The sequence below is a fragment of the Candidatus Atribacteria bacterium genome, from assembly GCA_011056645.1.
GTDB lineage: Bacteria > Atribacterota > Phoenicimicrobiia > Phoenicimicrobiales > Phoenicimicrobiaceae > Sediminicultor > Sediminicultor quartus.
The window spans coordinates 60614-74713 of sequence record DSEL01000184.1 but is presented as its reverse complement, the minus strand read 5'-3'; the positions used below and the strand labels follow the sequence as shown (position 1 = coordinate 74713).

The window sequence follows — 14100 nt, the reverse complement described above, 5'->3', positions numbered from 1 at the left end:
TAAAGAGTTGATGAAGTATGAGGAGAATACTGCCGGGAGTATCATGAATAACGAGTTCGTGACCCTTCCGGAGCAGCTAACCACCGAGCAGGCCATTGAACATATCCGTCAGATGAGCCCGGAAGCGGATGGGTACCCTATTTCCCTTAATATTTAGCCGGCTCCAGATTGATCCTGCCATTGCCGCATTTTAATCTTTTTCTTTAGAGTAATGTCTTATAACCCTTTCTCTCCTAACTTTTCCTTAAAAAAATTCCCGTTACATGTTATAATTGAAAAAATTTTTAAATATGATCAATACTTTGATCTAATAAAGGCAATTTGGAACATTTTCTTGCTAAAAAATATTAATAAAAGGAGGATAATCTAAACATGAAACAACAAAAGACCGTCAATATACTTGTTTTCGTAGTAGTCGTTGTAGCGTTATTGGCTACTCTATGGGGAATATGCTCCAACCAGGGACCCGGAACTTATCAGTATGAATCGATCCGCGGCCAAATGATTACCATTTATGGAAAAGGGATATATCAGCATATGTCACGGGAAGTGGCCGTACAGGGGATTGCCCAGGATTATGTTACCTTATTTATCGGCATACCCTTATTGCTGGTATCCTTATTTTTAACCGGAAAAAATTCGTTAAAAGCCCGATTTATTCTGGCAGGCACCTTAGGTTATTTTTTAGTAACTTATCTCTTTTACACTGCTATGGCTATGTATAATGAAATGTTTCTGGGGTATGTTATATTGCTGGGTGCCTCTTTCTTTGCCTTCGCAAATACCATGTTTTCCTTTGATTTGAAGCAAGTTCCCTCATGTTTTACTCAATCGACACCGGTAAAATTTGTCGGTGGTTTTCTTATTTTCAATTCAATCACCATTGCTTTCTTATGGCTTAGCGTTGTGTTGCCGCCATTGCTCAAGGGGACTATTTGCCCACCCGAGGTAGAACATTACACTACCTTAATCGTACAGGGATTTGACCTGGGGCTGTTACTCCCGATTGCTTTTGTATCGGCGGTATTGTTTTTAAAAAGGAAACCCTTCGGCTATTTACTTGCCACAGTCTATATGATCTTTTTATCCATCCTGATGACGGCATTAAGCGGAAAAATAATAGCGATGGCCTCAATAGGGGTTAACGTATTTCCGGCAGTCATCATTATTCCTTTGATAAATTTGTTAGCCATTATTTGTTCAGCTCTTTTAATAAAAAATATAAACACCGATGTAAAGAATTTATAAATCAAATAAAAGATAAAATAAGGAGGTAGGATATGGCAGATATAGAAATAACTGAAGGATATGTACCCGGTTCGATCGGCCGGGTGGCCGAACTTCATGGTACCTACTACCATCAGCATTGGGATTTTACACTTTTTTTTGAAGCAAAAGTAGCCACCGAGCTCTCAGAGTTTCTGAGCAGATATAATGAAAAACAGGATGGTTTTTGGACTGCTTCAACCGGGGGTCGCGTGGAAGGTTCCATCACTATCGATGGTATCCATGCCCAAAAAGAAGGAGCACATCTTCGTTGGTTTATCATTTCTGATATCTTGCGTGGGAGAGGAGTTGGAAATCAGCTGATCAATGAGGCAGTTAGTTTTTGCAAGAATAAGAAATATCCACGCATATATCTTTGGACTTTTAAAGGCCTTGATGCGGCAAGACATCTCTATGAAAAGAATGGTTTTAAATTGGTAAAAGAATTCAGCGGTGACCAATGGGGAACCAAAGTAGAGGAACAGCGATTTGAATTAATTCTGGAATGACCTCCCATGGCATCGAAGATTTAAGCGGTGTATTTTTTTTGACAAATTATTTAAATTTAGGTAATATAAATTATCTCTGTGAGGAGAAATCCATTTGGTAGGAGGTAGTGTTTATGAGATACAATTTAGAAAAAAATAATATACTGCTTCAAAAATGGTTTTTATTTCACAGAGGTTTTCCTGCCTATTAAACAAATCATTAAAAAACAAATTTAAATTCCTCTGTAAGTATAAACTTTTTTAGAAGAAAAATTACCCCATTAAAAAATTTAAAGAAAATATAATATTTTTGGAGGAATTGATGATAGATCTAAAAAAATCAGGGTGGGATTCTTTTTTTGAGAATCATTTTCTGAAATATAACCAGCAGAACACCATTTATATACCGGCCAGAATAACGTCTTTTCATAGGAATCTTTATAGTGTTTTAAGTGAATGTGGCGAGCTGAAGGGAGAAATATCCGGAAAATTTCGGTACCAGGTTCAATCAATAGAGAAATTTCCGGCAGTAGGCGATTGGGTAGGAGTTACCAAAAAGGAACATGAAGACAAAGTTATTATTCATTTTGTTCTTCCCAGAAAGTCCTGCTTATCTCGAAAGACACCGGGAGTTAAAACAGAAGAGCAAGTTATTTGTGCTAATATAGATACTTCTTTCCTGGTCACTACATTCGATAGGGATTTTAACTTAAGAAGAATTGAACGTTATCTATCTTTTATCTGGGATAGCGGAGCAAACCCAGCGATCATCCTTAACAAAGCTGATCTATGTACTGATGTTGAAATATTTGTCAGAGAGGTCGAATTAATTTCCCCTGGTATTCCCATTCTTTGCATGAGCGCCTTAGAAAAATCTGGTGTAGAACAAATCTACAACTTCCTGAAGGAAGGGCAAACCATAGTATTTTTGGGATCTTCTGGCACCGGTAAATCTACCATTATTAATTACTTGCTTGATGCCCCGAAGCAGGCCACCAATACCTTAAGGAGTGATGACAAAGGAAGGCATACCACTTCGTTTAGGGAATTATTCATGGTGCCAGGTGAAAAAGGTATGATAATTGATAGTCCGGGCATGCGCGAAATCCAACTATGGGCAGATGAAGATATTGTCGAGAAAACCTTTGCGGATATCGAGGTACTTTCACAAAGGTGCAGATTTAATGATTGCAGCCATACTAAAGAACCCGGTTGTGCCGTAAAAGAAGCGATAGAAGAAGGAATCCTTGAACCGAAAAGATTAGAAAGTTATTTAAAGCAAAAGAGAGAGCTGAAGGGACTTTCCGAAAAAAGCGAGTTTGCCAAAAAAAACTGATGAATAGGAGAAAAATAAAAAGTAAAGAATTGAGTATGTTAATAAAAGCATGGAAGAAATTAAAATAATGAATAAATTGTAAAAGTATATTATAATAAAAAAGGCCTAAAAGAATAATGCCAATTAAAATACACCGGTTGTTGATGATCTGTCTTATATAATAAAATATTAGATAATACAGGCAGGAGGTAGGGTATGAAGAACTCACGGGCATTTTTTGTATCGTTGATCTTGATCATTATCTTTGTAGTTTTGGGTAGTAGCAGCGGTTTTGGTCAGGAAAAGTCAATTGAAGAATTGTATTTTCAGGGTGTTGATTTATTAGAAAATAAAAAACAGGTCCAAGAAGCACTTACTTATTTCCAGCAGATTATCGAGTTAGACCCGGGGCAAGCGGAAGCTTATTTCCAAATGGGAAAAATATTTCAAACCACTGGCCAGTTCGAAAAAGCAATAACCCATTATCAAAATGCTGTCCGTTTGAAACCCGATTATAGTTCAGCATATTACGGCTTGGGGCTATCCTATCTGGAGCTTAAAAAAAATAAAGAGGCATTGGAAGCGTTTAAAGAAGCGGTTCGCAGCAAGCCTGATTTTGCCAGCGCTCATTATGGCCTGGGATTGGCATACCATGAATTAGAAAGATATAATGAGGCGATTGATGCCTTTCAACAGGCTTTACTGCTTGACCCCGAGGATGCTCAAACTTATTATGGTTTAGGGATCAGCTTTGAACAGATCGGTGAATACCAGAAGTCAATTGATAGTTTTACAAAAGCTATACACTTTCAAACAGACTATGGTAAAGCATTTTATCATTTGGGAATAAATTATCAGGCCTTGGAAAAATATCCGGAAGCGGTCGAAAATCTGGAAAAGGCTGCAAATTTTCTCCTCGATTCTGCCAATGAAATTTATTACAAGGTGGGCATGATTTATCGGAAAATGGAAGATCATGAAGATGCCGCCATAGAAAGTTTTAAAAAAGCAACTCAAATGAACCCCCAATACGCCGATGCCTTTTTCTATCTGGGGTGGCTCTATAATAAAAAAGGGAATTATGAAAAAACCATCGAGGCTTATCAGGAAGTTATTCGCATTAATCCTGATTACACTTATATTTATTACAACTTAGGCTGGGCTTACGGAGAGCTGGAAAAGTATCAGGAAGCGGTTGATACTTTTAAGCAGGCAGTATTACAAAATCCGGAAGATGTCGATGCTCATTATGGCCTGGGATGGGCGTACAGCCAATTAGAGGATTATGAAAAAGCTATTGAATCCTTTAAACAGGTGATACGGATTCAGCCGGATTATACTTTCGCCCACTATAGTCTGGGGATGATTTATCTGGTTCAAGGGGACAAAAATGCTGCCCTGGACGAATATAAAATTCTTAAAGATTTAGATCAGGAGACAGCAGACCGATTGTTTGATATGATTTATAAATAAATGCACCAGGAGACAGTACAATAGTGCATAAGGTTATTATTCCGATGTATGCCAGCTCTTGCTTTCGACGAGGATTAATTAACTTTTTTAGTTTTATCAATGTTTATTGGTTTTCATTTGACAAACAAATTTTGAAAATGGTAAAATGAAATATATAAAAACGTTTGCGCAATATATTTATAAAAAAGAGTTTTACCATGGTTTTACCTAAAGATTCAAAAAAATCAAACATGAAAGCGGTTGCGGAATGTGCCCATGTTTCGATATCCACTGTTTCCCACGTTATCAATAAAACCCGAAACGTTAATAAAGAGACAAACGATCGGGTTCTGGAAGCAATTGAAAAACTTAACTATACTCCTAATATATTTGCTCGTGGATTAAGAGGAAAAAAGATACGGGTAATTGGTGTTATAATTTCGGACATAAGAGAAAGCTTTTTCTCAGAGGTAGTCAAAGCAATTGAATTAACTGCTTATGGTGAAGGTTATAGCCTAATATTATGTGATTCAGAGGATGACCCATTAAAAGAGCAATTATATATTAATATACTTCTTCAAAACGGAATTGAAGGTGTAATATTTGCACCTGTCAACAATTCTACCAATGCTTATAATTCAATAATTCCCCATAAAATTCAGGCCATTCAAATAGACAGGAAGATAGATTCACTTCCCATAGATTTTGTCGGCATAGATAATGTAGAAATTACCAAAAAAGCGATGAACCATCTGTTTTCTCATGGTTTTATGAATGTAGGTTTTGTTTCCTATCAGGCAAATGTATATACCATGGAACAAAGACTATTGGGCTATAAACTGGCTGTTCAACTGCATAATTCCTCAAAAAAGATTAATGTAAAATTTATTCAATATAATGGCAGCGATAATAAGGAAATTATTAAGAGTTGGCTATACCAAAACAAAGAAATAGATTCTATTTTATGTGGGAATGATAATATAGGTTATCAAGTTCTTAGAGCGATTAAAGAATTACACTATGAAGTACCAAAAAATATAGGTATTTTATCCTTCGATGATTCTAAATGGTTTAAACTATATACTCCTCCAATCACTGCTATCAGACAACCAACAAAGCAGATAGGTAGACTTGCCACCGAATTACTCATTGCAGAGATGCAAAATAAAATAAAAAATTATTCTCGAAAAGAAAATCATATTCTAAATGCGGAATTAATCATAAGAAAATCTTGTCGAGAAAATGGTGAATAAAGGCTTCTAAAATTTTACGAAAGGCTAATTATTCACATCGAAAGGAGGTGATAAACAAAGCGAGTTATTCAGAGTCAAAATAAGGTAAATTAATTAAAAGGAGGAAATTTAAAAATGAAAAAATTATCGTTCTTTACTTTAATTTTATTAACCGTATTGCTTTTAACCAGTTTTGCGCTAACAGCCTTAGCTGAACCAGTAACCATTGAAGTTTGGTTTCATTCTGGTAAGGGAGAGGAACGAGAAGTCCTTGATGCCCAGGTAGAAGATTTTAATGCTATGCAGAATCAAGTAATAGTAAAAGCTGTTAGGCTTCCTGAAGGGTCTTTTAATGAGCAGGTAAGCGCTGCCGCTTTAGCTGGCGACCTTCCTGACTTACTGGACTTTGATGGTCCTTTTCTCTATAATTATGCCTGGGCTGGCCATCTCATTCCTTTAGATAATTATGTATCTAACAAATTAAAAGCTGATTTCTTGCCTACTATTATTGCGCAGGGCACTTTTGGCGGAAAGTTATATTCTCTAGGGACTTTTGATTCCGGTTTAGCTATCTGGGGGAATAAAGCTTATTTAAAGAAGGCAGGAGTACGTATTCCTACAAGCATTAAAGATGCCTGGACTTTGAAAGAATTTAATGAAGCTTTAGAAAAATTACAGGCTCTAAAAGAGGTGGAATATGCTATTGATTTTAAGATGAATTATGGTCAAGGCGAATGGTATACTTATGGTTTTTCGCCCATTATTCAGAGTTGGGGTGCTGATTTAATTGACCGTAGTGATTTCCAATCAGCAGATGGTGTCCTTAATAGCCCTAAAGCAGTAGAAGCAATGACTTGGTTCCAAGGCTTATTCAACAAAGGATATGCTAAAGTTCAGCCTGCAGGTGATGACGACTTCTACGGTAGTAAAATTGCTGCTCTATCTTTTGTTGGCCATTGGATGTGGACTCCCCACCATGAAGGATTGGGCGATGATTTAGTACTTATTCCGGTGCCTAAACTTGGTGATAGGGCTGCTACCGGTGTAGGTTCTTGGAATTGGGGGATAACCTCTCAGGCCAAAAACCCGGATGCTGCCTGGAAATTCCTGGAATATCTCATTGAGCCCGAACAGATATTGCGCATGACCAATGCTAATGGCGCTGTTCCTGCTCGTAAATCTGCCCTTGCTATGTCAGAATTATTTGGAATAAATGGCCCACTTAGAATTTTTGTTGAACAGCTGGATAGGGGAGTTGGGATTACCAGACCCGAAACCCCGGCTTATCCGACGATAACTACTGCATTTGCAGAGGCTGTACAAAATATAGTTAATGGTGCAGATGTTAAGACGGAGTTAGATAAAGCAGTCCAAAAAATTGATCAAGACATTAAAGATAATCGGGGCTATCCGATTACAAATTAGATGTTCTCATGTGTCTGCACTTTTCAAGTAATTAAAAAGTGCAGACACAGAACTTTTAGACTTCTATTTTATAAGGGTTATAAAAATAATGATAGGTGAATCTGCCAATTCAAATACAAAAGCATTTAAAATGAATAGACCTTCATTAGAAAAAAGAGAAACATTTGCAGCCTGGTCTTTTTGTGCTCTCCCCTTATCTTTTTTGCTTCTTTTTCTAGTAACTCCTTTTATTATAGCCTTTGTAATATCCTTTACAGACCAAAGATTAATAACTAATCCTAATTTACCTACTCAATTTATTGCGTTTCGAAATTTTTTAAGATTATTTAATAGTCCAAGCTTTCATCAGGCATTACTTAATACTTTTATTTTCGCTGTTTTTGTAGTCCCTTTGCAAACTTTCCTTGCCCTGGTGTTAGCTGTTTTAGTTAATCAAAAGCTTCGCTTTATCAATCTATTTCGTACTATTTATTTTAGTCCGGTAGTTACCACTATGGTGGTAGTGTCTATTATTTGGTATTTTTTCTATAATCCGGGAGAAGGTTTGATTAACCATATGATTAGTTTTATTAGTTTTGGAAAATTAGGACCCTATAGTTGGTTAAAAGATACTACCTTGGCTCTACCGTCTATTATGATATTATCTATTTGGCAGGGAGTCGGTTTTCAAATGGTAATTTATTTGGCAGGTTTACAGGGTATCCCTAATGAATTATACGAAGCAGGACGAGTTGATGGAGCTAATACCTGGCAACAATTCTGGCAGATTACCATCCCGCAATTACGTAACACTACAATTTTTGTAATCATTTCTACTACTATTTTGGCGTTCAAGTTATTTACTCAAGTTTGGGTCATGACTATGGGAGGTCCCCAGGGAGCTACTAAAACTATCATTTTGCTTTTATATGAGGAAGGCTTTAAAATGCTTCGCGTTGGTTATGCTTCAGCGATAGGAGTACTATTTTTTCTAATTGTGCTGGCTGTTTCATTGATACAAAGAATTTATTTAAAGGAAGAAAGGGCGGTGACATAAAGTGGCAAGCGTTGAGGTTAGGGGAAAAAGGTCTCAAAGATTTTCATTTAAATTCCGTAAAAACCTTTCTATAATCCTCAATTATGCATTATTGATTTTAATTGCTTTATTCTTCTTATTCCCCATAGTTTTTATGTTCGTGAGTTCTATTAAAAACAATGAGACCCAGATTATAAGAGATATGAGCAGTATATCAGCCTTTATTCCTTATGGAGAATTAGGACTCAAAAACTACTTTGATGTATTCAAACAAATGCCTTTTGGTCGTTTTATGTTTAATTCAGTTTTTATTGTGGGCAGTACAGTGCTTACCGGACTTATATTGAATAGCATGATTGCTTACGCTCTTGCTCGGCTGCGTTTTAGAGGCAGGGGATTTATCCTCTCTTTTATAATTGCCCTGATAATTATTCCCACCGAAGCTGTGGTAATACCTTTATTGTTAATGGTAAATCGAATCGGTTGGTTAGATAGTTATCAGGTTCAAATCGTACCTTTTATTGTTGACGCTTTTTCCATTTTTCTTTTTTATCAATTTTTTGTTGGTTTGCCTAAAAGTCTGGACGAAGCAGCAAAAATAGATGGAGCCAGTCCTTTTCAAGTTTATTGGAAAATTATTGTTCCTTTGTCAAAACCGGTTTTTGCTACAGTTGCCACTTTACAATTTCTTTTTCGCTGGGGTGATTTTCTCTGGCCTCTTATGGTAACTCGTGGCTATGAATATCGACCATTGCCTGTAGCAATTCAGCAATTCTTTAGCCAGGATCCAAAAGTATGGGGAGACATCTTTGCTTTTGCCTCCATGGTAACTATTCCTTCACTGATTATCTTCTTATTGTTCCAAAAATGGTTCATACATTCGGTAGCCTCCAGCGGTATCAAAGGATAGCAGTAAGCAGTATTTGCCACTGCTATATAAGAAGAAACATCTCATGACAATTTTTATCTAATACCAATAATTTCTCAGATTTTCTTATTATTTATATTTTAAGTCTTAAAATATAGGGGATAATCTGTTAGTATAATAGATATTATAAAATATATAAGAAGCTGATAAATCAGCTGAAGACTTGAGATGAACGGAGTATTAAAATGAATTATTCACCAGCGAATAGTTATATGTGGGATTTTTGGTTAGTGAAAAAAAAAGACCTTTATCATATCTATTATTTGCAGGCACCAAGAAACATACAAAATCCGGATAGCAGACATTCGGTTGCTTTTGTTGGTCATGCAGTTTCAAAAGACCTTGAAATGTGGAAGGAAGATAGAATTGTGCTTGAGGCAGGTCCGGAGGGAAGTTGGGATGACACTTCAATCTGGACGGGATCAGTAATCAAAAAAGACGATAAATATTATATGTTTTATACCTCTCGTTCTAAAAGAGAGGCGGGAAAAATCCAGAGGATCGGAATTGCAATGTCAGAGGACCTGTATGTTTGGGAAAAATATGAGAATAATCCGGTAATAGAAGCACATCCAAATTGGTATGAAAAAGCCGATATGTCAGAGAAAGGGATAGAACATTGGAGGGATCCATTTATCGTCTATAATAAAAAGGATAAATTCTATTATGCCTTTATCTGTGCAAGAGTTAATTACGGGGATTATAATGGAAGAGGATGTATTGCGAGAGCAAGATCTAAAGATTTGTTGGTTTGGGAGGTAATGAGTCCGGCAACAGATACCGGTAATTTTTACGAAATGGAAGTACCCGACCTTCACTTTAAAAACGGAAGGTGGTATCTTTTATTCGCTACAAATTCCGCTGCCTATTCTGAGAAACACAAAAAAGAAATATTGCCTTTCACTCCCCAGACTGGAACATTGTATTATCAATCAAAGACGCTTCTTAGTAAATTTAGGCCCTTGGATCACGCAGAAGTTTTACTTGATACCAAAACACAAACCTATACTGCGAGGGTTATTCAAGATAGGCAGGGGGATAATGTAGTTCTTACATGGAAAATAAAAGTAGAGGGATTTGATGGTTTTGCCGGATGTTTAGACAGACCCAGAAGGTTAAAATATATGCCAGACGGGACATTAAGGTGTTAATTACTACAATATTTGTTGAGTGAGGGAATGGATGATAAAAAAAATAGGCAATTATAAACATATTATCTGGGACTGGAACGGGACCTTAATCAATGATGCATGGTTAGCGGTAGAAGTAATGAACAAGATGTTAAAAAAACGCCATTTGCCCAGGATTGATTCAAAAAAATATAGGGAGATATTTGATTTCCCGGTAACAAAGTATTATTTAAAGCTCGGTTATGATTTTTCCCAGGAATCATTTGAGCGGCTTAGTGATGAATTTATCAGTGAATATTACCGGTGTTTTAATAAGTGTGAACTGTTTGATGAAGTAGAAGAGGTGCTGAAAAAGATAAAGGAGAGAGGAATATCTCAATCAATTTTATCTGCTTCAAAAGAAGACGTCCTGAAAGAAAAAATTAAACATTATGGCATAGATAAGTATTTTGATAGGATAATAGGCTTAGAAAACCACTATGCCGAAAGTAAAATCGAAAAAGGGAAAAAGTGGATAGACCAGCTAAATTTACATCCTCAAGAGGTACTTTTGATAGGGGATACTATCCACGATTACGATGTTGCCAGATGTATGGGCTGTGATTGTCTGCTGGTTGCCAACGGACATCAAAACTATGAGAGGCTTGCCGACCAGGCAGGCGTTGAGGTTATCAGCTCATTAAAAGAGATTACCATAAATACCTTAAAAAAAGATAGGCCGAAGATAGAATAATAGATATTAGCATAATCGGAAGGCCGATTTGAAAAAAGTCTTTGAAGGTTATTATCTGACCTTGCCTTTTTAGTATATTTACTCCCACTAAATTAGCGGCAGCTGCTATAAAGGTTCCATTTCCTCCCAGGCAGGCACCCAAGGATAAAGCCCACCAGACCGGGTTGAGATTAAAGGTAGTAACTGTTCCGATATGATGAATGACCGGAACCATGGAGATAGTATAAGAGATATTATTAACCAAAGAACAGGTGATTCCCGAAATCCACAAAACCGCCAAAGTGGTAAAAGTAAGATTTCCTTTGGTTAAAGTGACAATGATATTGCTCAACTCGCGAATAATTCCCACTTTTTCCACACCCGCTATTACGATGAAAAGTCCGATAAAAAAGAAGAGAGTAGACCACTCTACTTCCAGGAAAGTTTCCGCCGGATCTATATTGCTGACCAAAAGCAAGAGAGTTGCTCCGGCCAAAGCTACCGTAGCAGCTTCTAAGCCCAGATTATGATGGAAGATAAAGACCGATATCGTTAATAAAAAGACCAGGAGAGATTTTTTTAATAACACGGGGTCTTCAATTGCCTTCTTTTCATCGAATTTCTCTACTTTTTCCCAGGCTTCCTTAACATCTTGTGACATTTCCTTTTTGTAAAATAGCCTGACAAAGAAAGGCAGGAGAATTAACAACATCACGACAAAAGGAGCAAGATTTATAATAAAATCCATAAAGGAGAGATGGGCTGCACTTCCTATTATTATATTAGGGGGGTCCCCGATAAGTGTGGCAGTTCCTCCTATATTAGAGGCAAATATTTCAGATATCACCAAAGGCATGGGAGATATTTCTAAGTTTTCACAGATAGCCAAAGTGATGGGGACGATGAGTATGATGGTGGTGACATTATCCAGTATGGAAGATAGAGCGCCGGTAATAATGCTTAGAAAAAACAAGAGATAAAATATATTTCCGTGAGCCAGTTTAGATATTTTAATGGCCAGATATTGGAATAGCCCGGTTCTTTTGATGATTGAGACCATAACCATCATACCGGTCAGTAAGCCGATGGTATTAAAATCTATTGCTAAAAAAGCCTCCTCTTGGGTCAGTATCTTTAATAGTATAAACAGAAGGGCTCCGCTTAGGGCAATTACCGTGCGTTGAATCTTTTCCAGGCTAACAAATATAAGCGTAGATATGAATATTATTAAAGCTATAAGCGGTTGATTCATTTATTATTCCTTCCCCAACCTAACCTTCTTCCATAGCATATTTACATAGACAAGAGGGAGTGAGTATTCCTACTAATTTTCCCGCTCTTACTACCGGGACGATTCTCAGATCTTTTCTGAATAACAGATCTGCTGCCTGCGTCCTGCTGGTATCTTCTTCTACCGAATAGACTATAGTAGTCATAAATTCTTTTACCGCTAAATGAGCAATTTTTTTAGCTTGCCGGGAAAATTGATCAAAATCAGGGATAAAAGACGGATTTTGCAATTCTTTATAATAGCCGGGTAAACAGGCTTTGGCAATATCGCTTTCCGTAATTATTCCAATGACATTTTGATCGTTATCTACAACGGGTAGCCCTACCATACGCTGTTGGCTCATGATCTTTACGGCTTCTTTTATCGGGGTATTAGCCGATACGGAAGTTAGGTCTGGGATCATAACTTCTTTTATTTTCAAGTTTATCCCCCCTCTTTGATGGGTAATTTTATTTCATTATATTCCTTTTTATATTTTTCGCAAGCCCGAATAGTCGTTAGTCGTTAGTATTTGGTGAAGGAAATACGGAGAATAAATTTAAGATACAAAATGAGATCACTTTGGTCATTTCGCAATGACAGAAAAAAACAGATGGGTTTGATGAATCGACCTCTTGTAACTGAAAACCTTTTAAACTAACAACCAAATTGACTGGTCGACAGGAAAACTGGTAGATCGGCAGAATGAATAAACTCGCACTTCATAAATTGTATTTAAAACTAACAACTATTCACCATTCACTAACGACTAATAATAAAGTGTTTCAATAAAAAACAAAAATTTTATCTAATTTTATAAAAAAAAGAGGATTTTTGAAAAACTTGTAGAATATTTATATATAAATAAAACACCTGATTAATTTAAACTTGAAGAAAGGAGAGGCAAGAGTGAAAGCTTTATTTTTTGGAGAAATTCTCTGGGACATCATAGAGAACAAACCATATATTGGCGGTGCCCCCTTTAACCTCGCTGCCCATATGTCAAAAATGGGATTTGAATCGACACTTATTTCTTCTGTAGGCAGAGATGCTTTAGGACGGAAAGCAATCAAAGAAGCAGAAAAAAGAGGTATTCGTTCTTCTTCTATCCGGATCCACCCCTATCTGCCTACCGGAATTGTAGAGGTGAGCCTGGACGAAAGGGGTCATCCTACCTATCTAATAAAAGAAAATGTTGCCTGGGACAATATTATTTTAGATCAAGATCTGATCGACCATTTAAGCGAAAACGAATGGGAAATTTTCTGTTTTGGAACTCTCGCTCAAAGGACCAAAGAAAACCGGGAAGTGCTCAGCCAAATTATTTCTTGGGCGCACCCTAATTACATATTCTATGATATCAATTTAAGGCAAAATTACTACCATAAGGATTGGATTGAAAAATCTCTATGCCAGTGCTCAATAGTAAAATTAAACGATAGAGAGGCTCTTACTATTTCTGAACTCCTCTTCGGACAAACATTAAAACAAGAAAACCTTGCGGAGCTTATTTGTCGGGAATACCACCCTTCTATTGTCTGTATCACTCACGGGAAGAATGGCTCATCTGTTTATCGTAATGGCAAGATGGAAAAGGTACCGGGAATAAATGGGCCGGTAGCCGATACTGTAGGAGGCGGAGACAGTTATAGTGCAGGTTTTCTATTTTCTTATTTATGCGGAACCAGTATGTATGAGGCGGCAGAATTTGCAGAAATGGTAGGTAATTTTGTGGTATCCCAATCCGGTGCGGTACCAAAATATCCCAAATGGCTGGAAAAAGAGATAGAAAATTTAAAAAATAAAATAAAAAAATGACAGGACGAATTAGTAGAACACGAGTTCCTGTCGTAAAAAAGGGAGGACA

At 36.8% G+C, this 14100-nt stretch carries 13 protein-coding genes; 11 read left to right on the top strand and 2 right to left on the bottom strand.

Features of this window, described 5'->3' with window-relative positions:
- The first annotated feature begins 372 nt into the window (after positions 1-372).
- The 10 genes from ENO17_08500 (at position 373) to ENO17_08455 (ending at position 10984) form a co-directional block, all read left to right on the top strand.
- Positions 373-1248 (top strand): hypothetical protein, encoded by an 876-nt coding sequence (locus ENO17_08500; protein HER25072.1) that lies wholly within the window; start codon positions 373-375, stop codon positions 1246-1248.
- 32 nt (positions 1249-1280) lie between these two features.
- A complete protein-coding gene (locus ENO17_08495) occupies positions 1281-1775 on the top strand; it encodes a GNAT family N-acetyltransferase (protein ID HER25071.1) in 495 nt (164 codons plus the stop codon).
- Positions 1776-2076: 301 nt separating this feature from the next.
- Positions 2077-3090 carry a ribosome small subunit-dependent GTPase A gene (gene rsgA / locus ENO17_08490; GenBank protein ID HER25070.1) on the top strand — a complete coding sequence of 338 codons (1014 nt, stop codon included), beginning with the start codon at positions 2077-2079 and terminating at the stop codon, positions 3088-3090.
- A 195-nt stretch (positions 3091-3285) separates the two neighbouring features.
- The gene (locus tag ENO17_08485; protein ID HER25069.1) at positions 3286-4542 is read left to right on the top strand and encodes a tetratricopeptide repeat protein; all 1257 of its coding nucleotides are present in this window, start codon (positions 3286-3288) and stop codon (positions 4540-4542) included.
- A gap of 197 nt (positions 4543-4739) precedes the next feature.
- On the top strand, positions 4740-5774 hold the full coding sequence (locus tag ENO17_08480; protein HER25068.1) for a LacI family transcriptional regulator: 1035 nt from the start codon (positions 4740-4742) through the stop codon (positions 5772-5774).
- A 114-nt stretch (positions 5775-5888) separates the two neighbouring features.
- Complete coding sequence (locus ENO17_08475) at positions 5889-7178, top strand: sugar ABC transporter substrate-binding protein (protein HER25067.1); 1290 nt, start codon at positions 5889-5891, stop codon at positions 7176-7178.
- A 130-nt stretch (positions 7179-7308) separates the two neighbouring features.
- Positions 7309-8214: a sugar ABC transporter permease gene (locus tag ENO17_08470; protein HER25066.1), complete on the top strand. Its 906-nt coding sequence runs from the start codon at positions 7309-7311 to the stop codon at positions 8212-8214.
- 133 nt (positions 8215-8347) lie between these two features.
- The gene (locus tag ENO17_08465) at positions 8348-9103 is read left to right on the top strand and encodes a carbohydrate ABC transporter permease (protein ID HER25065.1); all 756 of its coding nucleotides are present in this window, start codon (positions 8348-8350) and stop codon (positions 9101-9103) included.
- Between the two features lie 203 nt (positions 9104-9306).
- The gene (locus tag ENO17_08460; GenBank protein HER25064.1) at positions 9307-10272 is read left to right on the top strand and encodes a hypothetical protein; all 966 of its coding nucleotides are present in this window, start codon (positions 9307-9309) and stop codon (positions 10270-10272) included.
- 31 nt (positions 10273-10303) lie between these two features.
- Positions 10304-10984, top strand: a complete 681-nt coding sequence (locus ENO17_08455) for an HAD family hydrolase (GenBank protein HER25063.1) — start codon at positions 10304-10306, stop codon at positions 10982-10984.
- Here the strand turns inward: ENO17_08455 and ENO17_08450 are convergent.
- Both ENO17_08450 and ENO17_08445 read right to left on the bottom strand, forming a co-directional pair.
- On the bottom strand, positions 10941-12215 hold the full coding sequence (locus ENO17_08450) for a hypothetical protein (GenBank protein HER25062.1): 1275 nt from the start codon (positions 12213-12215) through the stop codon (positions 10941-10943). The two genes, ENO17_08455 and ENO17_08450, sit on opposite strands and share 44 nt — an antisense overlap.
- Positions 12216-12234: 19 nt before the next feature.
- Positions 12235-12675, bottom strand: a complete 441-nt coding sequence (locus tag ENO17_08445) for a CBS domain-containing protein (GenBank protein HER25061.1) — start codon at positions 12673-12675, stop codon at positions 12235-12237.
- A 467-nt stretch (positions 12676-13142) separates the two neighbouring features.
- Between ENO17_08445 and ENO17_08440 the strand changes: the two genes are divergently transcribed.
- A complete protein-coding gene (locus tag ENO17_08440; GenBank protein HER25060.1) occupies positions 13143-14051 on the top strand; it encodes a carbohydrate kinase in 909 nt (302 codons plus the stop codon).
- The last annotated feature ends 49 nt before the right edge of the window (positions 14052-14100 follow it).